General features: G+C 45.7%; 27 protein-coding genes. 8 read left to right on the top strand and 19 right to left on the bottom strand.

Going from position 1 to position 21,640, the window contains the following annotated elements:
• Positions 1-95: 95 nt before the first annotated feature.
• On the top strand, positions 96-341 hold the full coding sequence (locus NQS30_RS04975; RefSeq protein WP_003153078.1) for a DUF2626 domain-containing protein: 246 nt from the start codon (positions 96-98) through the stop codon (positions 339-341).
• Positions 342-379: 38 nt separating this feature from the next.
• On the opposite strand, the gene NQS30_RS04980 is transcribed toward NQS30_RS04975, so the two are convergent.
• The gene (locus NQS30_RS04980) at positions 380-1,018 is read right to left on the bottom strand and encodes an MBL fold metallo-hydrolase (RefSeq protein WP_015240215.1); all 639 of its coding nucleotides are present in this window, start codon (positions 1,016-1,018) and stop codon (positions 380-382) included.
• Between the two features lie 153 nt (positions 1,019-1,171).
• Between NQS30_RS04980 and NQS30_RS04985 the strand changes: the two genes are divergently transcribed.
• On the top strand, positions 1,172-1,345 hold the full coding sequence (locus NQS30_RS04985) for a DUF2759 domain-containing protein (protein WP_003153076.1): 174 nt from the start codon (positions 1,172-1,174) through the stop codon (positions 1,343-1,345).
• Between the two features lie 32 nt (positions 1,346-1,377).
• Here the strand turns inward: NQS30_RS04985 and NQS30_RS04990 are convergent, their stop codons facing one another.
• The 5 genes from NQS30_RS04990 to NQS30_RS05010 form a co-directional block, all read right to left on the bottom strand.
• The gene (locus tag NQS30_RS04990; protein ID WP_003153073.1) at positions 1,378-1,692 is read right to left on the bottom strand and encodes an MTH1187 family thiamine-binding protein; all 315 of its coding nucleotides are present in this window, start codon (positions 1,690-1,692) and stop codon (positions 1,378-1,380) included.
• A 5-nt stretch (positions 1,693-1,697) separates the two neighbouring features.
• On the bottom strand, positions 1,698-2,735 hold the full coding sequence (locus NQS30_RS04995) for a YqgU-like beta propeller domain-containing protein (RefSeq protein WP_072589382.1): 1,038 nt from the start codon (positions 2,733-2,735) through the stop codon (positions 1,698-1,700).
• Between the two features lie 72 nt (positions 2,736-2,807).
• Positions 2,808-3,935 (bottom strand): M14 family metallopeptidase, encoded by a 1,128-nt coding sequence (locus NQS30_RS05000; RefSeq protein WP_218791296.1) that lies wholly within the window; start codon positions 3,933-3,935, stop codon positions 2,808-2,810.
• Positions 3,936-4,017: 82 nt separating this feature from the next.
• A complete protein-coding gene (gene glcK / locus NQS30_RS05005; protein WP_003153068.1) occupies positions 4,018-4,980 on the bottom strand; it encodes a glucose kinase GlcK in 963 nt (320 codons plus the stop codon).
• 34 nt (positions 4,981-5,014) lie between these two features.
• Positions 5,015-5,224 carry a YqgQ family protein gene (locus NQS30_RS05010; RefSeq protein ID WP_007408313.1) on the bottom strand — a complete coding sequence of 70 codons (210 nt, stop codon included), beginning with the start codon at positions 5,222-5,224 and terminating at the stop codon, positions 5,015-5,017.
• 197 nt (positions 5,225-5,421) lie between these two features.
• Here NQS30_RS05010 and nhaC point away from each other — a divergent pair, with 197 nt between their 5' ends.
• Complete coding sequence (gene nhaC, locus NQS30_RS05015) at positions 5,422-6,786, top strand: Na+/H+ antiporter NhaC (protein WP_021494320.1); 1,365 nt, start codon at positions 5,422-5,424, stop codon at positions 6,784-6,786.
• 75 nt (positions 6,787-6,861) lie between these two features.
• Here the strand turns inward: nhaC and NQS30_RS05020 are convergent, their stop codons facing one another.
• The 3 genes from NQS30_RS05020 to rpmG all read right to left on the bottom strand — a co-directional run bounded on the left by NQS30_RS05020 (position 6,862) and on the right by rpmG (position 7,888).
• Entirely contained in the window at positions 6,862-7,035 is a 174-nt protein-coding gene (locus NQS30_RS05020) for a hypothetical protein (protein ID WP_007408311.1), read from the bottom strand.
• Positions 7,036-7,105: 70 nt separating this feature from the next.
• Positions 7,106-7,660, bottom strand: coding sequence for a 5-formyltetrahydrofolate cyclo-ligase (locus tag NQS30_RS05025; protein ID WP_085342193.1), 555 nt, complete (start codon positions 7,658-7,660; stop codon positions 7,106-7,108).
• 78 nt (positions 7,661-7,738) lie between these two features.
• Positions 7,739-7,888, bottom strand: coding sequence for a 50S ribosomal protein L33 (gene rpmG, locus NQS30_RS05030; RefSeq protein WP_003153056.1), 150 nt, complete (start codon positions 7,886-7,888; stop codon positions 7,739-7,741).
• A gap of 346 nt (positions 7,889-8,234) precedes the next feature.
• On the opposite strand from rpmG, the gene NQS30_RS05035 reads away from it, so the two are divergent.
• Positions 8,235-8,588, top strand: a complete 354-nt coding sequence (locus tag NQS30_RS05035) for a hypothetical protein (RefSeq protein ID WP_003153047.1) — start codon at positions 8,235-8,237, stop codon at positions 8,586-8,588.
• Entirely contained in the window at positions 8,585-9,049 is a 465-nt protein-coding gene (locus NQS30_RS05040; RefSeq protein WP_007408308.1) for an endolytic transglycosylase MltG, read from the top strand. The genes NQS30_RS05035 and NQS30_RS05040 overlap by 4 nt, the downstream gene beginning before the upstream one ends.
• Before the next feature lie 98 nt (positions 9,050-9,147).
• Here NQS30_RS05040 and pstB (NQS30_RS05045) read toward each other — a convergent pair whose 3' ends face one another.
• The 9 genes from pstB (NQS30_RS05045) to NQS30_RS05085 form a co-directional block, all read right to left on the bottom strand.
• Positions 9,148-9,930, bottom strand: coding sequence for a phosphate ABC transporter ATP-binding protein PstB (gene pstB / locus NQS30_RS05045; RefSeq protein WP_003153040.1), 783 nt, complete (start codon positions 9,928-9,930; stop codon positions 9,148-9,150).
• An 11-nt stretch (positions 9,931-9,941) separates the two neighbouring features.
• Positions 9,942-10,748: a phosphate ABC transporter ATP-binding protein PstB gene (gene pstB, locus NQS30_RS05050; RefSeq protein WP_032870592.1), complete on the bottom strand. Its 807-nt coding sequence runs from the start codon at positions 10,746-10,748 to the stop codon at positions 9,942-9,944.
• A gap of 18 nt (positions 10,749-10,766) precedes the next feature.
• Positions 10,767-11,651 (bottom strand): phosphate ABC transporter permease PstA, encoded by an 885-nt coding sequence (pstA, locus tag NQS30_RS05055; protein ID WP_025285004.1) that lies wholly within the window; start codon positions 11,649-11,651, stop codon positions 10,767-10,769.
• Complete coding sequence (gene pstC, locus NQS30_RS05060; RefSeq protein WP_085342194.1) at positions 11,651-12,580, bottom strand: phosphate ABC transporter permease subunit PstC; 930 nt, start codon at positions 12,578-12,580, stop codon at positions 11,651-11,653. The genes pstA and pstC overlap by 1 nt, the downstream gene beginning before the upstream one ends.
• Before the next feature lie 48 nt (positions 12,581-12,628).
• A complete protein-coding gene (locus tag NQS30_RS05065; RefSeq protein WP_007408304.1) occupies positions 12,629-13,531 on the bottom strand; it encodes a phosphate ABC transporter substrate-binding protein in 903 nt (300 codons plus the stop codon).
• A gap of 155 nt (positions 13,532-13,686) precedes the next feature.
• Entirely contained in the window at positions 13,687-15,834 is a 2,148-nt protein-coding gene (gene pbpA, locus NQS30_RS05070) for a penicillin-binding protein 2A (protein ID WP_015240224.1), read from the bottom strand.
• Between the two features lie 101 nt (positions 15,835-15,935).
• Positions 15,936-17,225 (bottom strand): MFS transporter, encoded by a 1,290-nt coding sequence (locus tag NQS30_RS05075; RefSeq protein ID WP_012118002.1) that lies wholly within the window; start codon positions 17,223-17,225, stop codon positions 15,936-15,938.
• Positions 17,226-17,344: 119 nt separating this feature from the next.
• Complete coding sequence (sodA, locus tag NQS30_RS05080; RefSeq protein ID WP_003153025.1) at positions 17,345-17,950, bottom strand: superoxide dismutase SodA; 606 nt, start codon at positions 17,948-17,950, stop codon at positions 17,345-17,347.
• Between the two features lie 165 nt (positions 17,951-18,115).
• Positions 18,116-18,598, bottom strand: a complete 483-nt coding sequence (locus NQS30_RS05085; protein WP_015240226.1) for a DUF456 domain-containing protein — start codon at positions 18,596-18,598, stop codon at positions 18,116-18,118.
• 158 nt (positions 18,599-18,756) lie between these two features.
• Here NQS30_RS05085 and NQS30_RS05090 point away from each other — a divergent pair, with 158 nt between their 5' ends.
• The 3 genes from NQS30_RS05090 (at position 18,757) to ispG (ending at position 21,166) form a co-directional block, all read left to right on the top strand.
• Positions 18,757-19,521 (top strand): DUF1189 domain-containing protein, encoded by a 765-nt coding sequence (locus tag NQS30_RS05090; RefSeq protein WP_014418394.1) that lies wholly within the window; start codon positions 18,757-18,759, stop codon positions 19,519-19,521.
• 91 nt (positions 19,522-19,612) lie between these two features.
• Entirely contained in the window at positions 19,613-19,915 is a 303-nt protein-coding gene (locus tag NQS30_RS05095) for a LysM peptidoglycan-binding domain-containing protein (RefSeq protein WP_007408299.1), read from the top strand.
• Positions 19,916-20,047: 132 nt separating this feature from the next.
• Complete coding sequence (ispG, locus tag NQS30_RS05100) at positions 20,048-21,166, top strand: flavodoxin-dependent (E)-4-hydroxy-3-methylbut-2-enyl-diphosphate synthase (protein ID WP_169510269.1); 1,119 nt, start codon at positions 20,048-20,050, stop codon at positions 21,164-21,166.
• Positions 21,167-21,199: 33 nt separating this feature from the next.
• On the opposite strand, the gene NQS30_RS05105 is transcribed toward ispG, so the two are convergent.
• Positions 21,200-21,577, bottom strand: a complete 378-nt coding sequence (locus NQS30_RS05105; RefSeq protein WP_087920773.1) for a DUF308 domain-containing protein — start codon at positions 21,575-21,577, stop codon at positions 21,200-21,202.
• Positions 21,578-21,640: the final 63 nt, after the last annotated feature.

The raw sequence follows: 21,640 nt of genomic DNA on the forward strand, positions 1-21,640 counted from the left end.
AAATTCCACAATAAATATAATCATGAAAATGTTTACATTTTGAGTGCCGATCTATTATAATAAACTTCAGATAGACTCTCGGGAGGGGATAAGGAATGAATCGCATGTTCCGGGTGTTAGGATTTTGGACGGGGATATTTGCAGTCATGTTTTTTTTAGGGGGCATGAAAGACGCTTCACTTTTGTTTTTTGGACAGACGATCTTTTTCGTATTTCTTTCTTATTTGAATCTGACTGAGCGGATGTATATTTATATTTTCGGAGCTTACTTAACCGTATTTTTCGCCGGATTTACATATTACTCTATTTTTATTATGACACCGGGCGGCGGAACCCACTGACAGAAAAAGACAGACCGTTATGGTCTGTCTTTTTTCATTTACAGTGAAAAACCATTGATAAACGGGTTTCGCTCCTGCTCTGTCTGAATATCCGTTTCCGGCCCGTGCCCGCTTAACACAAGTGTATGTCCGGGAAGCGTGAGCAGTTTTTGATGAATGGAATCAAGCAATACGTCCTGACTTCCGCCCTGTAAATCAGTTCGGCCGATGCCTCCCTGAAAGAGCACATCACCTGAAATCACCAGATCCGCGTCCTTCACATAATAAGAAACGCTTCCCGGTGAATGTCCCGGCGTAAACAATGTCTCCAAATGGAAAGGCCCGATGTCCAAAATGCCGTCGCCTTCGATGAGCCGTTCGGCGGGCCGTGCCGTTACGGCGATGCCCCGCAATATGCCCGATCCGTTTAAGGAAGAGTCCTCCAGCCACTTTTCTTCATTTTTGTGAAGATATACGGGAACATCCCATCTGTCTCTTACTTCGTCAAGCGCGCCGATATGGTCAAAATGGGCGTGCGTCAGTAAGATGGCCAACGGCTTCAGATTGTTTTCTTTTATGTAATTGTTGATTTTGTCCGCTTCTCCGCCCGGATCAAAAATAAGACAGGACTGATCCTCACTGACAAGAAAATACGCGTTTGCCTGAATCGGACCGGCCGGCATTCGTCTCCATTTCACTTTCATCACCTCTTTATGTATATGCCCTTATTATGAAGGTTTTCTGCGGAAGATTCAATGAATGCGGCGGGAAAACGCTATCGACAAACAAAATGAAAACGGTTAAAATGAAATGGAAAGATTTTCAGGTTCCAATGACAAAGGAGGAGCATGATGTTACTTGTTGTAATCTTCGGCCTTGTCGCATTATTAGCTGTATTAGGAGTCCTGCGGGCTGTCAGACAGAGAAATATCCTGGGATTTTTGTTAGCCGCCGCCACGCTGGGCGTGTTTGGCTGGTTTACCGTAATGACCGTTGTAACCAGCGGCTATCCGACTGCACATTAAAAGCCTGTATCCAATGGATACAGGCTTATTTTTTATTGCTGCAAATGTTTGCTGACACTTTTGATTTTGCTCTCCAGTGTCGTTTCTTTATCACGTCTGTCATCAATGCGGATATTTGTCGCCACTCTGTGCAGCCCTTTTTGGAACGGGGCTTCGTGAATGTCCTGAATGACTGCGAATAAGTCGCTCAGCTCACCTTCAATCAAAGTGTTCATCGGCGTGAGCTGAAATTTGATTTTGCCGGCAGCTTTGTAACCCTCCAAAATGTTTTGCACATCCGCTACATACTCACTGACGCTCGGTGTTTTTGTTCCGATCGGAATGATTGTCACATCTGCAATTGCCATTTGGTTCAAACTCCTTTTTCATTTGTTATGATTGGTTCTGTCATGCCTGTTTTCAGTGAAATCAGACGGTCATACGTAAAGCCGTATAAAGCGTATTCCCCGTTCGGAGAGATCTGAATCGGCTCCATTTCCGTGTTTTTGAGCACCGTCCGCTCCCGTTCGTCTCCTAAGTCAAAGCTGATCAGATTGTAAGAGCGGCCTTCAGGCTTGAATATGTAAAACCGCTTGTGTGTCTGATCGTAATCATATTCCATCGGCGCAAAGCTCTGATACTTTTCTTGGAGAGGAAAGCGGTGCGTCACGGATGCCGGCTTTTGGAAAAGGAACTCGCCGTCTCCGTCCGATTGATCCGTTTGTCTGACGGCAATCGTCATGCCCGGGCGGGAATCGGCCCAGATGACGTGATGAAGCACTCTTTTTTCTTTTTTTGTCTGCAAGTCATAAGAATATAAAGGACCCTCTTCCTCCGTTTTTCCTTGCTTGATATATTGGAATTCATCAGTGGAGGTCCAATGGACAAAAGGGGCCTGAACGGGACTCTTTTTTAAAATGCCGTTGTTCATATCGGCCGTATAGGCTGTGAAGTCCCATGTTTCAGTAAAAACGGTAATCATCATTTGATACGGGTCATACGGATTCCAAGCCGTCTCCAGCTCATAAGAGTTAAAGGCTTTGTGATAAAGTCTTTTCCCCTGCTTGTTCATAAGCACAAGCTCAGTCTGACCGCTGCTTGTCACCTGTATGAGAATCAGCTGTTTTTTCCGGCTGATCTTTACATTGACAATATTGCCCTTTGTTTTATAGAGCCGTTCGGATTTTCCGCTGAAAAGATCATATTTCATCAGCTGATGATGTGCTGTATACAGGATCGTTCTGTTATCCAGCCATCCTTCCGTTTTCTCCGCTTCCTTTTTACTGAGCGGAACGATTTTCTGTTCTGCCGATTTTGCCGAAACGCCTGTGTCTTGCTGCTGATGAGATGGTTCACAGGCCGCTAAACACAGAACGAGTGCTGACAGCAGAACACAAACCAAGTATCTCACCAGCCTTCCCTCCATTCTTTTCTATTGTCCCATATTTGTTTATGTAAACAAATGAGAAATTTCACAGATGTCTCAAAAAACAAGCGACCTCCACAAAATACCTTCCGTCGCTTGATAAATATCAGCAAACTGATGAAAAGGCAAAGGGTTTTTTCCCTTCCCGAGCTCAATGGTATAGCCCTCTTTTCCATACTGCTGTATAAACCAATCCCTAAAACCGGCATGGCTGTCAATGGTTTTTACGCCTTGATAGCGGTTTCCACTTATCGCTTCAAACTCCCGAATCATCCGGGATGATTGCTCGGGTTCACATCCTTCGTATCCCCAATAAATCTCTTCTCCCTGCGTATGAAGCGCGATCATCCGGTCAGGCGGCTGTTCCGTTATCAGCCGGTGCATTGCCTGCGCCTCCGGTTCAGTGAGCGGCGCCGTCCCCGGAAAATCACGGTATGAAGGGGCTTTCGGTTTGCGCCTCTGTTCAATATCCCAATTGGATGGGAAATGTTTATTTAAATCCACACCGTTTATATTCGCCTTCCATTCGCGGAAATCCGGGCGGTGCTCATTTAATTGATTAAGAAATTCATTTTTTTCTGATAAATCTTCACATCCGTAAAGTACGAGATCAACACCGTCGGGATTTACGAGCGGAACGAATGACAATGATGTCAGGCTGAATATATCAAGCGCAGAGTGCCTGAAAACGGTTTTATTTTCGCATAATGCCGCGCAATATTCTTTACACCATTTAAGCGCGACCGAGGTGGTGATCCATTCATTGGCATGAAATGAGGCGTTTACATGGACTTTTCTTTCGGCCGTATCCGCACCTATTTTCAGCTCATATAGCGGCTTTCCCAATACGGAACTGCCGATTTTACGGCACGTGACAAACGGAAAGACATCCGTTATTTTCTCAATTTCTTCATAAACCGATTCGGAGCCGTACACCTTTTCTTCCTTCACCCATTGATCAGCGGAAAGAATCCTTTCACAGTGCCGGATGTATCGCGAAAGCCCGCTCAGCGTCTCAAGCGGCGGACCCTCTGACTGCCCGCTCACGGCAAAGGCGGGACAAAATAATTCATCGTTTTCCGCCGTTTTATCAGCGGCTTTCAACAGTTTTTCATCAATTGAAAGCACCTTTGCAATATCTTTCATATGCTGTTTCAATTCAGGTTTGACACGAATTCCCGCCATGTTCATCCCCCTTTTTTAAAAACTATATGACTGGGGAGATAAAAAAAGAAAGCCGCCCGCGATATGGGCAGGCTGACTTTCTTCAGCAGTTTTGATGTTTGAGCCATTCATTTTTGGCAATCCACGCCCCGCCGATGACTCCGGCGTCATTTCCAAGTGCCGCAATCGAAATATCGGCCGCTTCCGCAGAACGCGGGAACGCGGTGATTTTGAAAGTCTCTTCCACTTTTGACCGCAGGATTTCACCCGCTTTGGAGACGCCTCCGCCGAGCACGATTTTCGTCGGATTCATGGCGCTTGCCAGATTTCCGAGCACGAGGCCTAAATGTTTTGCGACATAATCGACGACTTCAAGCGCTGTCTTATCCTGCTGTTTAGCCGCTTCGAACACGTCACGTGCTGTCAGATCGCGCACTTGTAAGAGCGAAGAGTCGGAAACCGCCGCAAGCTTTTCTTTCGCGATGCGGACGATGCCGGTTGCGGACGCAATCGTTTCGATGCAGCCGGATTTTCCGCAGTTGCACGGAGCTCCTCCTTCCGGAATACTGCAAATATGACCGATTTCTCCGCCGGCCCCGTTTTTGCCGTGAACGATTTCTCCGTTGACGATGATGCCTCCGCCGACTCCGGTTCCGAGCGTCACTAAAATGACATCTTTAGCCCCGTCACCTGCACCCTTCCACATTTCTCCGAGCGCTGCGATATTGGCATCGTTTTCAATGACGGCCGGAATACCCGTTTCCGCCTCGAGATGGTCTTTCAGCGGATAGTTTTTCCACCCCATATTTGTCGTCTCATAGACCATCCCCGTCGTCATTTCCACGGGTCCGGGCGCTCCCATTCCGATCCATTTTACGATCCGTTTCGGCTTGTTCAGTTCTTCCAGCTTCTGGTCAAGCGCTTTGGCGATCGTGACCGTAATTGTGTTTCCTGATTTATCGGTCGGAACTTCCCATTTATGCTGAATTTCACCGTACATGTTGATAAAGGCCAGCTTGATGGTTGTTCCGCCAAGATCAATCCCCGCAAACCATGTATCTTCCATAATAATCTCCTTTTCTTATTAAAATCCTGCTGTGTTATCTGCCTTTGATCCGCTCCGATTCTCTCTGAAGAACTCCGGCGGCTTTTTGCCATAATTCTCTTTCAATCACGTTTGACAAGTACATTTCCTTTAATTCATCTTTCATAAAGTCAATTTCGGCTTGTCTGTCACCGAAATAAACGATATGTCCGAATGACTTAAACAGCTGCTGCACGTCATAAAATGAATTCATCTTCTTCACCATTTCTATTCTTCTTAGTATAAGCGTATTTCATCACTGATCCGGGCGTCAAGCAAAAAACGATTGGAGAAAATATCCTTGTATTATTTTCATAAATTGTATATTCACAATTGTAAAAAAACACTCATTTATGCGTTTTTCTGTTACAATACTTTCGTGCCCAAAAGCACAAAAGGATTAAAGTTTGATGGGGTGTTGTTTTGAAACAAGAAAAAAGGCTGACGTTCATCTCAGCCATCAGTTTATTTGTCTTGATGTTAGCAGTCATTATTTCCTGCCTGTTTTTCTTTCATACAGAGCCGCATATGCCGCTGTTCTTTTGCGTCATTATTCTGTCTCTGGCAGGTTTGTGGCTCGGTTTCTCGTGGGACAGTCTTGAAAAAGGAATTGTCAGCGGATTGAAAAACGGTGTGCAGCCGATTATCGTGCTGGCTTTGATCGGTGTGCTGATCGGCGCTTGGATGTACAGCGGCGCCATTCCCACCGTCACCGTTTATGCTTTGTCAATTATACAGCCGAGTCAGCTGCTTTTGACCGCATTATTTTCCTGCATGATTATCAGCACGCTTGTCGGCTCAAGTCTGACAACTGTCAGTACAATCGGCGTCGCGCTGTTAGGGGTAGCAAGCGCGGCGGGAGTTCCGCTCGAATGGACGGCGGGAGCAGTCATTTGCGGGGCTTGTTTCGGTGATAAAATGTCACCGATGTCCGACACGACGAATTTTGCCGCCGGAATCGGCGAAATTCCGATTTTTAAGCATATTCGCCATATGATGGGCACTACCGTTCCGGCACTTCTGATCACGATTGTTCTTTTTTATATTCTCGGTTCATCGGTTTCAATAAATGCCGCTTCAACGCAAAATATTGAGGCGGTCATTTCCGGAATAAAAGAGGCCGTGCACGTTACGCCTTGGTCGCTTCTTTCACCTCTGTTGGTGATCATTTTAGCTGTGAGACGGGTTTCCGTGATTCCGGTGCTTACCGCCGGTATTATTTCCGCAGGGCTTCTGACTGCTGTTTTTATTCCTGACAGCAGCATTCAAGGATTTATATCCGCCCTGCAAAGCGGGACGGCGTTTAAAACCGGCGACCAGGCTGTGGCCAGCATTATCAACAGAGGCGGGCTCCAATCGATGATGGGATCAGTCTCTCTGATCATGATCGCCTTTGCGCTCGGCGGCCTGATGGAAAAAACGGGCCTGATCGCGGCGCTGCTTCAAGGATTGATAAAAGGCGTGCATACGAAAGGACGTCTTGTCATGGCGACCGTCTTCTCAAGTATAGGCGTAAACCTTGCGACAGGTGAGCAGTATTTGTCGATCTTAATTCCGGGTCAATCTTATAAACCTTTATATGACAAGCTCAGCATTAAGCGGATTCACCTTGCGCGGTCGCTTGAGGACGGCGGAACATTGATCAACCCGCTGATTCCCTGGGGAGTAAGCGGCGCTTTTATGGCAAGCGCATTAGGGGTTTCCGTCATCGACTACCTGCCGTTTACCTTTTTCCTGTACATTTCTCCTATGATCTCAATTCTGCTCGGTTTCCTGAAAAAAAGCTGACAATACGAGAAAACCTGCCGTTTTTTACCGGCAGGTTTTCTTATGCAAAAAATCCCGCTGAAAAACGGGATTTGTTTAAAATGCCTGCTGAATGAATTTGTTTCTGATAAACGGTATTTTTAAAAAGAAATGAATGAATGACCGTCTGATCCCCGGCTGGCTGAGCACGCTGTTCATCAGACGGTAGCGGTTTTGGTAAACGGCTAAAACAGATACGGCGCATAATGAGTAGATCAACAATTTTTTCATCTTATCCCTCCTGCCCCTATCGTTTGTCAAACAGCGAGAATTATTCCGGTGCAAGAAGTTTTTTATGCGATTAAGCGATGGTTTCAGATTCAGTCACGATCATATCGACCGGAATATCGTGGGGCATGCGGGGAATGCGGTCTGTCAGCTGGCAGTCAAAGAGAAGCGACACGGTACGGCCTTTATAACCGGAGAGGTACCGATCATAATATCCTCCGCCGTATCCGATTCTGAAGCCTTCCCGGTCAAAAGCCACGCCGGGCACAATCACAAGGTCAATGTCTTTTTGGGCGGCTTTTTCCGTCTGGCTCTCGATCGGTTCACTGAGGCCCGCATATACGGTTTCCAGCTGATCATACGCAGAAAATGTACGGAACTCCATCGCTCCCGTCTGCGGAAAGCATTTTGGGATACAGACTTGTTTTTTCTCTTTCCAGGCCTGTTCAATAATCGGCTGTGTCGGAATTTCCAGGCGTGTCGAGATGGTAACGGCGATCACGCGGGCCTGTTTCCATTCTTTTAAAGAAAACAGCGTTTCACGCATGCTGCGGCATTTTTTCTCCCATTCACTTTCTGTCATGTCAGAAAGCTTTGCTTTTATAGCGGTTCTGATTTGTGCTTTCACGTTTCTCAAACCTCCCTGAAAGACAAAAAAGCCAGAACTTTATTGAAAGCTCCAGCTTTTTCCGCTGTTTTAAACAGCTTATTTTGTTTCACGGTGTAACGTAGATTTTTTATCACGTGGGCAATATTTTTTAAATTCAACGCGATCCGGATTGTTGCGTTTGTTCTTTTTAGAAATATAGTTACGCTCACCACATTCAGTGCAAGCCAAAGTAATATTAACGCGCATTATTTTCCCTCCAAACTAAATATCATTTATTTATTCAGACTTATATATAATACCACTATAATGGACGGAATGCTAGAGTGATTTACATGAAATGTTGTTTAAGTACAGAAAACATCAGTTTATGCTTCTGATCCTCTGAATGAGCTTGCGTCAGATGAAGGGAAAATATGACGAAACAGGACAAAAAAGGACTTTCTGATACGAAATCTATAGAGAAATAACCGTTTGCTCCCCGAATAAAAAAGATTTCCCGACAAAATTCCGTTTTTTTCTCTATTTCCTTTAGAATGGCGGCGTTTTATGGTATAAAAAAGAAGGGCAAATTAATAATAGAAGGTGATGAAACGTGGAAATTGCTATTATTGCGTTGTTTATCGTCAGTATAGCGCTTATTGCATTCTCATATTCTCAAAGAGATCCGATGAAAGACGTGGAACAGGAGCTTGAAACGCTTCAGCTTTCCGCCATGCAGGAAATTTACAAGTTGAAAAAGAAAATGACGGTACTTGAAGAAGAATTGCTGGAAACCAACCTCGTGATCCGCAAAGCCAAAAGCAGCGGCATTAACCAAAAAATCGCCAAACAAATCATTTCAAAATATAACAACGGAATGTCTGCGGAAGCTATCGCAAAAGCGGAGCACGTGTCTGTCGAGGACGTCAATACCATTATTAAAGATAATGAGAAGGTGCTCGTATGACAAAACGGGGCATTCAGGCTTTTGCAGCAGGCATGATTTTAGCGACGGCCGTTCTCGCCGCTGTCTTCTATTTGACTGACCATGACCAGGCAGCCGCCGTTAAAACCGAAAAAACAGCATTGACAGAAAAAGAAGTAAACAGCTACCTCGACGATCAGCAAAAAGTCTCCGTCAACCGAGATGACTATCAAAAACTGCTTGATTCTAAAGAAAAATCGTTAAACAACGACCAAAACACAGACGCCAAAAAGAAAAAAGTAACATACAAACTGACGATTAAAGACGGAATGAGCACTGCTGATGTGTCATCCATTCTTGAAAAAGAAGGGATTATTCCTTCAGCGAAGGACTTTAATGATTACGTCATTGACGCAGGCTACCATAAAGAAATCCGCGCCGGCCATTTCAAAGTCGACTCAGATATGAGCTTTAAAAAAATCGTCAAAACATTAACCCGCTAAAAAAGCTTGCAGGCATCGTCCATTCAGATGGATACGGCCGGCAGGCTTTTTTAATAGGCAGTATAAAACGGACCCGGTCAATGGCCGGGCCCGTTTTTTTATCCAAATTTTCCGGTGATATAATCATGTGTTTTTTGATGATCCGGCTGAGAAAATATTTTGCCCGTATCGCCCCACTCTACCAGTTCGCCCATATAGAAAAACGCGGTTTGATCAGAGACCCTCGCAGCCTGCTGCATGTTGTGCGTCACAATGACGATTGTATACTTTTCTTTCAATGTCAAAATCAGCTCTTCTATTTTCCGCGTGGACACGGGATCAAGAGCAGACGTCGGTTCATCCATCAGAAGGACGTCCGGTTTTGTGGCGAGCGCCCTTGCGATGCACAGCCGCTGCTGCTGACCGCCTGACAGTGAAAGCGCCTGCTGGTGAAGGCGATCTTTCACTTCATCCCAGAGCGCAGCTGCCTTTAAAGATTCCTCGGCGATTTCAAGCAGTTTCTTTTTATTTTTTTCGCCGTGAATTCTCGGACCGTACACGACATTCTCAAATATTGACTGGGGAAACGGATTGCCTTTTTGAAACACCATACCGATCTGTTTTCTTAATTCTGCCGCATCCGTCTTTTCTTTCAGCAGATTGCGCCCGTTATAGATCATGTCGCCTGTCACTTTGACATTCGGGGCCATTTGCAGCATTAAGTTTAATGTTTTAATAAAAGTGGATTTCCCGCAGCCGGACGGACCGATGATCGCAGTTACCTTCCGCTCCTCAAAACCGATCGTAATGTCTTTTAAAGCCTGGTGGGCTCCGTACCATACGTTCATGCCGTGAATATCAAATAAATTCTGTGTGTGCACCGCTTCCTTCACAAGGCTCACAGTCCTTCCCCCTATCCGAACTTTCCGTTAATGTAGTCATCTGTCTTTTGCGCTTTAGGACTCGTGAAAATTTGTTCTGTCTGCCCGTATTCCACCACTTCCCCGTTTAAAAAGAAAGCCGTTCGGTCAGACACCCTAAGCGCCTGCTGCATGTTATGCGTAACGATAATAATCGAATAATCTTTTTTCAGTTCTGTCAAAAGCGTCTCGATTCTGGCGTTTGAAATAGGGTCCAGAGCTGAGGCCGGTTCATCTAAAAGTAGCACGGCAGGTTTCATCGCAAGCGTACGGGCGATGCAAAGACGCTGCTGCTGGCCGCCTGATAACGAAAGAGCCGATGAATGAAGCCGGTCTTTAACTTCCTCCCAAAGCGCCGCCTTCGTTAAGCTTTCCTCGACCGCATCATCCAAAACGGCTTTCCTGCGTTCCCCCGCATACTTCAGCGCATGTGTGATGTTATTGTAAATGGATTTCGGGAACGGATTCGGTTTTTGAAACACCATACCGATCTCCCGTCTGAGAGACACGACATTAATCGCTTCCCCCAAAATATTCAGCCCTTCATAAAGGATCTCTCCCTCGCTTCTTGCCGAAGGAATGGCATCGTTCATTCTGTTAATCTGTCTCAAAAATGTTGATTTCCCGCAGCCGGAGGGACCGATCAGAGCCGTCACCGCATGTTTTTCAATATCCATGTTTACATCTTTAACCGCTTGTTTGTCACCGTAATAAATTGATAGATGCTTCACTTCCAAAATTGAAGACTCCGGCGAACGCTTTGTCTGTTCCGCATGTTCCCTGATGATGTGATCAATCATGTTTTCGCCTCTTTCCGATTAATTTGCCGTAAGCTTTTTATAAATGACAGATCCGAGCCATCTTGCACAAAGGTTAAACAAGAGCACCGAAATCACCAGCACCGCCGAGCCGCCGTTTGCAATCGCTTCGGCGTCAGGGATGATTCCCTGTGTATTGACACTCCATATATGAACCGCCAGCGTCTCAGCCGGCCTGAAAATGTTGAAAGGAGATGATTCAGAAAACGGGTTCAAATCCGTAAAATTCAGCCGCGGCGTTGTCAGTCCCGCTGTAAATAACAATGCGGCCGCTTCTCCGAATACTCTTCCGGATGCGAGAATGGCTCCGGTTAAAATCGAAGGAACCGCACTCGGAACCAGCACCGTTTTGACGGTATGCCATCTCGATACGCCTAAAGCGAGAGAAGCTTCTTTCAGCTCCTTAGGAACTGCAGTGAGCGCGCCTTCCGTCACCCGGACCATAACGGGAAGGTTAAAGACCGTTAATGCGAGCGCGCCCCCGATAATCGTGTAACCCCATCCGGTCAGGTTTACAAACATCAGCATGCCGAACATCCCGATGACAATGGACGGAAGCGAAGACAGCACCTCAATACACGTTCTGATAAAATCAGTGATTTTATTTTGGGGCGCATATTCAGCCATAAAGACGCCGCCCCCCACTCCAAGCGGTATCGTGATCAGCATGGTGATAAACAGAATGTAAAAGGAGTTAAAAAGCTGATCCCGTATTCCGCCGCCTGACGCAATGGCGCTCGATTTTGACGTAAGAAAATGCAAGGAGATTTCAGAGACGCCGTGAATAAGAATGTACAAAAACAATCCTGCCAAAATCGCCGCGATTACAGCGGCGCATAACCCGAATACACCGGTGGCCAATTTATCCGTTATTTTCCGGTTCATTACACTTCCCTCCTAGATGACAAGTAGCGTATGAGCAATATAAACAGAAACGACATGATGAGAAGAACGAGCCCCATAGACCATAACGTATTATTTTCAATACTGCCGTATGTGGTATGGCCCATGTTTAACGTAATAATCGTCGTTAATGTTCCCGCCGTATCAAGCAGGCTTTCCGGCAGAAGCTTTGTATTTCCGATAACCATCTGTACGGCGAGTGCTTCTCCGAACGCTCTTGCCATCCCGAGCACGACGGCGGTCAGCAATGTCGGAAACGCCGCCGGGATAAGCACCTTTCTGATTGTCTGCCACCTCGTCGCACCAAGCGCGTATGAACCGTCGCGAAGATGTTTCGGAAGTGACGCAAGCGCATCAGCGGAAATCGATGTAACAGTCGGCAGAATCATTACCGAGAGTACGATCGTCCCCGCCAGAAGGCTGTGACCCGTTCCGCTTGATTTAAATGAGCCGATAAACGGAACCAATACTGTAAGACCTATGAATCCATAAACGACGGACGGAATGCCGACAAGCAGCTCAATTACCGGCTGCAGCACCTTTTTTCCCCAAGTCGGCGCAATTTCCGTCATAAACACGGCACCCGCAATACCGAGGGGCGCTGCGATCAGAGCGGACAGAACGGTGACCGCAAATGATCCGAAAATAAAAGGCAGCGCGCCGAACTCAGGTTTTGCCTGGGTTGGATTCCAATTCAGACTTGTTAAGAACTCAATCGGGCTTACACCATTTACAAAAAAAGATTGCAGCCCCTTTATGCCGAGAAAAATTGTGATCGCCGCTGATGCCGCAATGATAATCGCGGCACACACAGACACAATCACCCTTCCGCGGACTTCATCCATTTGCCTGTTTTGTTTTGAGCTTATTAAGCGTTCGCTTACAGACTCTTTTTCTCTGTGATTTATCATTTGTTTACACTCCTATAAGGAAGAAGAGGCGGGGAGCCCGCCCTCCCCTCAGCTTTGCTTGCCGTTTGCGTCACGTGTGACTTTCATATCAGAGATCGGGATGTAGCCCTGATCTTTTACGATACTTTTCTGTACTTCATCGCTGTTCATATAGTCAAGAAACGTTTTTGTAAGGCCTGACGCTTCACCTTTCGTATAAGAGTGCTCGTAAGCCCAAATCGGATACTCGCCTGTGACGACGTTTTTCTCTTCCGGTTTGATGCCTCCGATCGATAAAGGCGTTACTTTGTCATCGTTTATATAAGAGAATGCCAGATAACCGATAGCTCCCGGCGTTTCCGCAATGATTTTTTTGACTGTATTGGAGGAATCCTCTGTAATGCCCTCAGCAGGATCTGCTCCGTCAAGCGCGTATTTGACGAACGTAGCGCGTGTTCCTGATGAATCAGGACGGTTCACGAGTGTAATTTTTTGATCTTTACCGCCAAGCTCTTTCCAGTTTTTAATTTTTCCTGTAAAGACGTCTGTCAGCTGTTTTTTGGTTATATCCTTTACGCCCGCACCGGGGTTGACCGCAGCCGCCATCGCCACTACCGCTACTCGGTGGTCTTTTAGGGCTTTTGCATCAATGCCTTCTTTTTCTTCAGCAAAGACATCTGAGTTGCCGATTTGCACTGCCCCTTCAGACACTTGCGAAAGACCTGTTCCTGAACCTCCCGCTTGCACCTGCACATCAGCATCCGGATGTTTTTCCATAAACTTTTCCGCCGCTGCCAGTACTAACGGCTGCATGGCTGATGAACCAGAAATGGTTAAAGAACCTGATGCTTTTTTATCCTCACTTGCAGATTGACTGTCTGTCTTGCCGCTTTCCTTTGCATTTCCGCATGCTGCAGCAACAATCATAACAGCAGCCATCAGAAGCATAAGCATCCATTTGTTTTTTTTCATTTCCTGAATTCCCCCTGCATTTAATGTGTAATTTGTCCTACAGGTCTAGAGTAAAGGGTTCTTGTAAAATGCGTATAAATCAAGTGTTAAGGTTTTGTAAATCCGGATGTTTTTTTGTATAAAAAAAACGCTCACAAGTTGTGAGCGTTTTTCTGTTAGTGATTTGTATTGCCGTTTTCAGCGTCTTCCTGAATTTTATCTTCGTTTTTCTGCTTCGTATTATTATCTTCTTGTTTCTTTTTCAGCTCAAAGTATTTGTCCAGAGCTGCTCTCCCTATATCATTCGTAATCGAATATCGATCGCTGTAATCAATATAGGCCCAAGGAACGACTACAGAAATAGCCACTTCCGGATTATCCGCAGGTGCATAAGCGACAAGAGTCGTATTATACGTTCCTTCACCCGTCTCTGATTTGTCCGGACCGTCATAGAAAGATTGCGCCGTACCCGTTTTACCGGCAGGACTGTATGTCGCCGTCGCAAAATCAGTTGCGGCTGTCCCTTTCGTCATGACGCGTCTGAAACCTGCCTGCACTTCTTTAATGTCTGCATTATTCATATCAATCTTGTTCAGTACTTGAGGCTGAACAGACTCTACAACGGCTCCGATTCCTTTTTTCGAATCAGGCTGCCTGACCTCTTTTACAAGCTGAGGCTTCAAACGATAGCCTCCATTGGCGATTGTAGATACATACTGCGCCATTTGCAGCGGTGTAAACGTATCATACTGTCCGATGGCAAAGTCTAACAGAAGACCGGAAATTCGCTGTGACCCTTGGTACCCGGTCGCTTCATTCGGGAGATCAATTCCCGTCTTAACTCCGAGTCCGAACTGATTGAAGTAATATCTGAAAGTATCGAATGCCTTCATATCAAGCGGCAGGGACTGGCCTTTTTTGTATTCCCCTTTACCGACGGCAATCGCCGTTTTGAACATGAACACGTTTGACGATTCCTGAAGCGCTTTTTGGATATCTACGGGACCTAAATTCGTCCATGATTTTTTCGGGTTTTTGCTTCCCTTGAAATACATAGGTTCATCCTGGAAAACGGTGTTCAAATTAATCGCGCCCGTCTGCAGTCCGGTCAACACCGTCGCTCCTTTGACCGCCGATCCCATTGCGTAGGAGGAAGTCATTGCGCCGAGGGCATAATCATTAATTTTGTACTTTCCATGGTCATTCGTAATCTGTTTGCCGGCCATCGTCAGCACTTCTCCGTTTTTCGGGTTCATCATGACGACGAAGGCCCGATCAAGAAGCTTCGTGCTCGGTCTCGCTTTTGCCGATCTTAAATTTTTCTCAATGATTTTTTCAACGGATTTCTGCAGGTCCATATCAATGGATAAAACAAGGTCTTTGCCGGCCTGTCCTTTTGAAATCACTTTGCTGCCCGTGACATTTCCGGATGAGTCGGTTAAGTTCTGCACTTTCTCTTTTTGACCCTGCAGCAGGCTTTCATATTGATATTCTAAATAGCTTTTTCCGACCCTGTCATTCCGGCTGTAGCCGAGTGACAGATAGTGATCCAGCAGGTTGGACGGAAGACCTTCGTTCGAACTGGATACACTGCCGAGCAATGTCCGGATCAGGCTTTTATAAGGATAAGACCGTTCCCAGTCAGACGTCACGTCAACTCCCGGCAGTTCATCTAAATGTTCGCTGACGACGGCCATTTCTTTTGCCGACACGCCTTCATTTTTGATGTATTGAGGCGTCAGGGAGTAGCCTGAATCCATCTGCCTTTTGATCGCAAGAATCTGCATGTCTTTTGAAGTGAGCTCATTCAGCTGTTTGTCTGTGATGCGTTTCAGCTGAAGCTGATATAAATCATCGTCAGACAGTTTTTTGTCTTCAGCTTTTTGCTTTTCTTCGGCCGTAATCAGTTTTTTCGCTTCATCAGGCCTCGTTAACATCCAATAGTCTTTTTTATCCCGCTCAGTCACCTTTTTGGTGCTTACCTTAATCATACCCGACAGTTTTTTTGCGATTTTCAAACGCTGCGCCTGGGTGGTTGAGGCTGAACGTGTATATGTAATCGCATTTAATGCTTTATTCGTTACGATGGGATTTAGGTTCCGGTCGTATATTTTCCCTCTCGGAACCGCCGTGCTGACATCAGACTCCTCCTGCTTATTAGCGGCGTTTTTATAATCATCACCCTGAACGATCTGCTTGATGCCAAGCTCGACGATAATCCAAGTGAAAATAAGAAACGCGGCCAAAAACAAAAAATTAAGCCGGATCGGCAGTGATTTTTTCTTTTCTTTGTTTACAGCTATTTTCTTTTTATTTCTCCTCATGACATCACCTTTTCTTATTTACAGAAAGAAATGACACCTTCTGTTCAGGTGCCATTTTTCATTCTAAAGGTTTTTTCGATATTTTTCTACAGATAACCCTTTTATCTTTCTCCTTTTATAAAATTCGGTTCCGCCGCCTGTTTTTGTCGGTCTTCTTCTACTGTTTCATCAGAAGTTTCCGTATCCAGTTTGATGTCTTTTATAAAGTAATAAATCAGCGGATGCCCGGCTCCGAGCAGCACGAGCGCCGCTGGTATCCCCACTTTTTCCTTGAATAATGTAACGATTACAAGGAAACAAAGGATGGAAACGATCCGGCCCGCATTTAAAAATAACTCCCTGAGCACAATGTATTCAATTCTGGCTTTTCTGGCAAGCCGCGCCCGGCCTATCACATCATATGTAAGCGAGACATACGGCACGAGCAGAACTGGATAGCCGATCGCAATAAACACTCCGTACAAAAGGAGCGTCGTGAAGCTCATTTTAAAAATTATGAGAAACAGGGCGCCGTACAAGATCAATCCGCCGATAAGAATCGCCTTTTTCCGCGCTCTTTTTTTGATGAGCCTTGATGCAAAATAATAGGCGAAAAAAGAAACCGCGGAATTGACGAGACCGAATGTTCCGAGCGCCAGCTCACTGTTTGTCGCAATGAATACAAATACGCTGATTAAAAAAACAAAAATCCCTTCTCTCAAGCCTTGAAAAAAGTGCGCGTTGGTAATCCGGCGCCAATTCAGATTCGTGTGGCGCTCATCAAAAACTTTTTTCAGCATAAACCGGCCTTTCGACTCCCTCCGCTTCAGGAAAAAGCTCATGACCACGGCAAGGGCAAATAAGCCGAGCGACAGGCTGAAAATGATTGTATAACCCGTATTGTTTTCAAGTCTTGAAATGACATATCCGGCCACAATCGGACCGATCATGCCCGCCGATGAAGACAAAATGCCTAAAAACCCGTTAAAAAAATCTCTCGTTTCCGGTTCCGTGATTTCGAAAGTCAGCACATTAAAAGCCAGCCAGTAAAAGCCGTATCCAACTCCGAGCACGGCCCCTATCAAAACGAGACGGGAAGCCGCAGTTTCTCCGGCAAGCAGCACACTTAAATAAAAAGCGGCCAAAAAGATAACGCCGAACCTGAGAATAAACACCCTGTCAATTTTTTTAGCCAGCCGGCCCGCCAGCAGAAAGGTAACCGGCTGCATCGTCACGACCGACAAATTGTATATGGCCAAATCAATAAATTTTCCCGACTGCTTCCACAAATACACGTTGACAAATGTATTTGACAGCGCGATGCCCAATGAGTAAAGGCCGCCAATCGTCAATAACAGCAGCAGCCCTTTATTTATTTCGATGTCGCCGATAATTTTTTTTATTTTGCTCATCATTGACTCCCCTTTACTACACATTAGTTTGTCTCACTCAAACTGAGATATGTAAAAGGAATCAAAGTCAATAAAAAAACAAGGCCTCCCGCGGGAGACCTTGTGATCATTCAACTCAATTATTTTGCTTCGCTGTAAAGACGGGCAACTTCATCCCAGTTCACAACATTCCAGAAAGCTGAAATGTAATCAGGACGGCGGTTTTGGTAGTTCAGATAGTACGCGTGCTCCCAAACATCAAGACCGAGAACAGGTGTTTTACCTTCTGAAAGCGGTGAATCTTGGTTTGGCGTGCTTGTAATTTCAAGTTTGCCGTTGTTTACAACGAGCCAAGCCCAGCCTGAACCGAAACGGCCTGCAGCTGCCGCGGCGAATTTTTCTTTAAATTGATCGAAGCTTCCGAACGTGCTTTTGATCTCTTCAGCAAGCTCACCAGTCGGTTCGCCTCCGCCGTTCGGAGATAAAAGAGTCCAGAATAAAGAGTGGTTTGCATGTCCGCCGCCATTGTTGCGGACTGCCGTGCGGATGTCCTCCGGCACTGCGTTCAAATCAGCAACAAGCTCATCTACAGATTTCTCTGCAAGCGCTGATCCTTCGATCGCTTTGTTGAGGTTTGTCACGTATGTGTTATGGTGCTTCGTATGGTGAATCGTCATCGTTTCCTTATCGATATGAGGTTCTAAAGCATCATAAGCGTAAGGCAATTCTGGAAGTTTGTAAGCCATAATTTTTTCCTCCTTTAAATATATGTACTGAAATGCCGCTTAACGCGAACTTTTCTAATCTCAATGTAACAAAAGAAAGCGTGGTAATCAATGAAAAAGCTCACAATCCGGCGATTCCAGCAGACATATTACACTTTATCCGTTCACAGCCGAAATTAAACCTTTCTAAAGCACCGTCCATAAGAAATATCCGATCATAAAGAGCTGAATGACGCCTTTTGCCGCGACGCTTGTTAAAAAGCCGATTAACGAGCCGAGCCCCACTTTTGCCGCGGACTTGATATCCTTTTGATGAACAAACACCTCAGCGCAGAGAGCACCGATAAACGGGCCTAATATAATGCCTGCCACGGGAATAACGAAGGGCCCGATCAATAATCCGATCGTGCTTCCCCAGATTGCCGCCCTGCTTCCTCCGTACCTTTTAACGCCAAGTAAATTTGACACATAGTCAGCTGCGAATAAAACGGCCGCAAATACCGCCTCAATGAGCCAAAACAGGTAAGAATAAGGGCTGAAGGAAAACAAAAATCCGTAGAGAAGAAAACCGGCCACAATAAAAATAACGCTTGGAATCACCGGATATACAAGTCCGATAAAAGCAATGACGAAGACCGCAATGATAATCAGCCAATACAAAACACTCATGACAAAAACACCCTCCTTTGTTTTGCGGGCGATCACAGCTTCCCGCTTTGTCTTATTATGTATGATTCCTTATCACCGCTTTAAATACTCTCACTTGTGTTCATCCCCTGTGAACGATACAATAAGCAACATATACCAGTTTAGGCTAGGAAGTGAAGATGTTGAACATATTTACGGCTTTATTGAAAAGTACATACTCTCCGGCGGATATTGCAAAAACACGGTTTCAGGGGATAGGAAAAGCGATCCTTTATGTATTTTTGCTGTCTGTCCTTTTTACGCTGCCAAGCGCTTATTACCTTTGCTCCGGCACCGTAAACTCAATGAACGGTTTCAAAACCGTGTTAAAGAAAGATTTCCCTGATTTCAGCATTTCAAACGGAGAATTGCAGACGAAAGCGTCCGCCTCTAAGGAAACGGAAGCGAACGGGTTCGTCATCGTGTTTGATCCGACAGATGCTTACGGCGCGAAACAAATAGCGGCGAAACAAAACGCGATCGGCATTTTGAAAAATAAAATGGTGCTTGCTGTAGACGGACAGGCGACAGAAATGAATTATTCGCTGATGCCTGCTGATATCACAAAAAAAGAAATCATATCAGCATTAAACCAAAATAAAACAATGATCGTCACCGTCCTGTCCGTTCTGCTGTTCATCATGACAGCGGCCGGAAAATTCATTGAAGTATCATTTCTCGCCGTCATCGGACTGATATTGAAAAATGCGCAAAGAAAGACATTGAATTACCAGCAGCTCTGGAAGCTTTCGGCTTATTCCATTACACTTTCGACCATATTCTTTACAATCATGCGCGCGCTTGTTATTACGGTGCCGAGTGAATTTTTAGTGAATTGGTTTGTAAACTTTATCATCCTTTTCCTCGTCTTAAAAGAGATACCGCCAAGAAAAACAGCTGTGTAACAAAGACTGCCCCCGGCGGTCTTCTTTTTTGTCATGAACAAAATGGGACAAGCATACAATGAAGTAAAAATGTATGCGGGAGGCGGTTGGAATGAAGCGGCTTACTTTTGTATTCGGCAGTTTATTTGTGATATTCATTATCTTTTACGATCTTAAAATCGGCACGATCCCTTCTCAAGACCTTCCAGCATACGCAGCGGCGGCACAGCCAGCCCGACAGGAATCTTCATACAGAACGGTTACGGTCAAAAAAGGCGATACGGTGATGTCGATAGTCGGCGCACATAAAGCGCCAGATGATATTGCGCAAGATTTTGAAGCGCTGAATCCGAATGTAAAAGCAAACGCCATTCAGGCAGGCACCGCTTATAAATTCCCCGTCTACCGCAATTAAACGTTAATTTCTTGTCAGTTCGGCAAATACACTGTTACAATATAACATGTAAATAGAAGTTGCCTGACATGTAAAAGGCTCAGCCTGCAAAAGCGGTAACTACAATTAAGGAGCGATTGACAAGTGAGTGAAATCACACATCGTACAAAAACGCGTCCCGTCAAAGTGGGACCTTTAACAATAGGCGGAAATAACGAAGTCGTCATTCAGAGTATGACGACGACCAAAACACACGACGTAGAAGCAACAGTTGCGGAAATCAACCGTTTAGCCGAAGCCGGCTGCCAAATTGTCCGGGTGGCATGTCCGGACGAACGCGCCGCTAACGCGATTGCCGACATCAAAAAACAAATTTCCATCCCTCTCGTTGTCGATATTCATTTTGACTACAAGCTTGCATTAAAAGCAATTGAGGGCGGGGCCGACAAAATCAGAATCAACCCGGGAAACATCGGCCGCCGCGAAAAAGTGGAAGCCGTCGTAAAAGCAGCGAAAGAAAAAGGAATTCCAATCCGGATCGGCGTAAACGCGGGTTCTTTGGAAAAACGCATTTTAGAAAAATACGGCTATCCGACTGCTGACGGAATGGTTGAGAGTGCGCTTCATCATATCAAAATCCTGGAAGACCTTGACTTTCACGACATCATCGTCAGCATGAAAGCGTCTGACGTCAATCTAGCCATAGAAGCATACGAAAAAGCATCAAAAGCATTTGATTATCCGCTCCACCTCGGAATTACAGAATCGGGCACGCTGTTTGCCGGAACGGTAAAAAGCGCGGCCGGACTCGGAGCGATTTTAAGCAAAGGAATCGGAAACACGCTCCGGATCTCTCTGAGCGCCGACCCGGTTGAAGAAGTAAAAGTAGCCAGAGAACTGCTGAAATCATTCGGTCTCGCTTCAAACGCGGCTACGCTTATTTCATGCCCGACATGCGGACGGATCGAAATTGATCTCATCAGCATCGCGAATGAAGTGGAAGAATACATTTCTAAAGTCAAAGCGCCGATTAAAGTAGCCGTTCTCGGATGTGCCGTTAACGGACCGGGCGAAGCAAGAGAAGCTGATATCGGGATTGCCGGCGCGCGCGGCGAAGGACTTCTTTTCCGCAAAGGCCAAATCGTCCGCAAAGTCCCTGAAGAAACCATGGTCGAAGAGCTGAAAAAAGAAATCGACAAGCTGGCAGAAGAACACTACGCAAAGCTTGAAGCGGAAAAAGCAAAAGCAGAACAAGAAACACAAAAAGCTTGACGGATATTCCGCCAAGCTTTTTTTTGCGTTGTGTTAAAAAAACGGTGTAATGAAGATGCCGAGGACAAGGGAAACAATACCGATTCCCATCGCCCATCCGCCTAAAGCGCCTGCTCCTCTTCTTCTGGCGATATAGCCGACGATAATGCCGCATGCCCCTAATAAAACAGGGAGCACAAACAGGGAAATGATAGAAATAGCCAATGCTGCATACCCTATCCCCCGGCCTTCACTTACTCCGTCCCGATTATCATCACGGTCTGCTGCCCGGTCAGAAGCACGATATGGCTCTGAGATTTCGGCCGCTGTTTCTTCTGAATAAACATCACGCGTGATATCGGTTCCTTCCGATCCATGATCCACGTAGTAGTCGTTGCCTTTTCGATTTTCGTAATCGTATGCCACCTTCAATTCCCCCTTTTTCTTTTATGAAAGGAGCTTTTTTAGTTTCCGCGTTTTTTACGGATTCATGTT

It is taken from the genome of Bacillus sp. B1(2022), from assembly GCF_040259625.1.
Lineage (GTDB): Bacteria > Bacillota > Bacilli > Bacillales > Bacillaceae > Bacillus > Bacillus velezensis.

Bases quoted from the DNA above. Each gene is read 5' to 3' on its own strand.
- NQS30_RS04975 (WP_003153078.1), top strand. From the start codon at position 96: ATGAATCGCATGTTCCGGGTGTTAGGATTTTGGACGGGGATATTTGCA.
- NQS30_RS04985 (WP_003153076.1), top strand. From the start codon at position 1,172: ATGTTACTTGTTGTAATCTTCGGCCTTGTCGCATTATTAGCTGTATTA.
- NQS30_RS04990 (WP_003153073.1), bottom strand. From the start codon at position 1,692: ATGGCAATTGCAGATGTGACAATCATTCCGATCGGAACAAAAACACCG.
- NQS30_RS05000 (WP_218791296.1), bottom strand. From the start codon at position 3,935: ATGGCGGGAATTCGTGTCAAACCTGAATTGAAACAGCATATGAAAGAT.
- glcK (WP_003153068.1), bottom strand. From the start codon at position 4,980: ATGGAAGATACATGGTTTGCGGGGATTGATCTTGGCGGAACAACCATC.
- NQS30_RS05010 (WP_007408313.1), bottom strand. From the start codon at position 5,224: ATGGTGAAGAAGATGAATTCATTTTATGACGTGCAGCAGCTGTTTAAG.
- NQS30_RS05020 (WP_007408311.1), bottom strand. From the start codon at position 7,035: ATGAAAAAATTGTTGATCTACTCATTATGCGCCGTATCTGTTTTAGCC.
- rpmG (WP_003153056.1), bottom strand. From the start codon at position 7,888: ATGCGCGTTAATATTACTTTGGCTTGCACTGAATGTGGTGAGCGTAAC.
- NQS30_RS05040 (WP_007408308.1), top strand. From the start codon at position 8,585: ATGACAAAACGGGGCATTCAGGCTTTTGCAGCAGGCATGATTTTAGCG.
- pstB (WP_032870592.1), bottom strand. From the start codon at position 10,748: ATGATTGATCACATCATCAGGGAACATGCGGAACAGACAAAGCGTTCG.
- pstA (WP_025285004.1), bottom strand. From the start codon at position 11,651: ATGAACCGGAAAATAACGGATAAATTGGCCACCGGTGTATTCGGGTTA.
- pstC (WP_085342194.1), bottom strand. From the start codon at position 12,580: ATGATAAATCACAGAGAAAAAGAGTCTGTAAGCGAACGCTTAATAAGC.
- NQS30_RS05065 (WP_007408304.1), bottom strand. From the start codon at position 13,531: ATGAAAAAAAACAAATGGATGCTTATGCTTCTGATGGCTGCTGTTATG.
- pbpA (WP_015240224.1), bottom strand. From the start codon at position 15,834: ATGAGGAGAAATAAAAAGAAAATAGCTGTAAACAAAGAAAAGAAAAAA.
- NQS30_RS05075 (WP_012118002.1), bottom strand. From the start codon at position 17,225: ATGAGCAAAATAAAAAAAATTATCGGCGACATCGAAATAAATAAAGGG.
- sodA (WP_003153025.1), bottom strand. From the start codon at position 17,950: ATGGCTTACAAACTTCCAGAATTGCCTTACGCTTATGATGCTTTAGAA.
- NQS30_RS05085 (WP_015240226.1), bottom strand. From the start codon at position 18,598: ATGAGTGTTTTGTATTGGCTGATTATCATTGCGGTCTTCGTCATTGCT.
- NQS30_RS05090 (WP_014418394.1), top strand. From the start codon at position 18,757: ATGTTGAACATATTTACGGCTTTATTGAAAAGTACATACTCTCCGGCG.
- NQS30_RS05095 (WP_007408299.1), top strand. From the start codon at position 19,613: ATGAAGCGGCTTACTTTTGTATTCGGCAGTTTATTTGTGATATTCATT.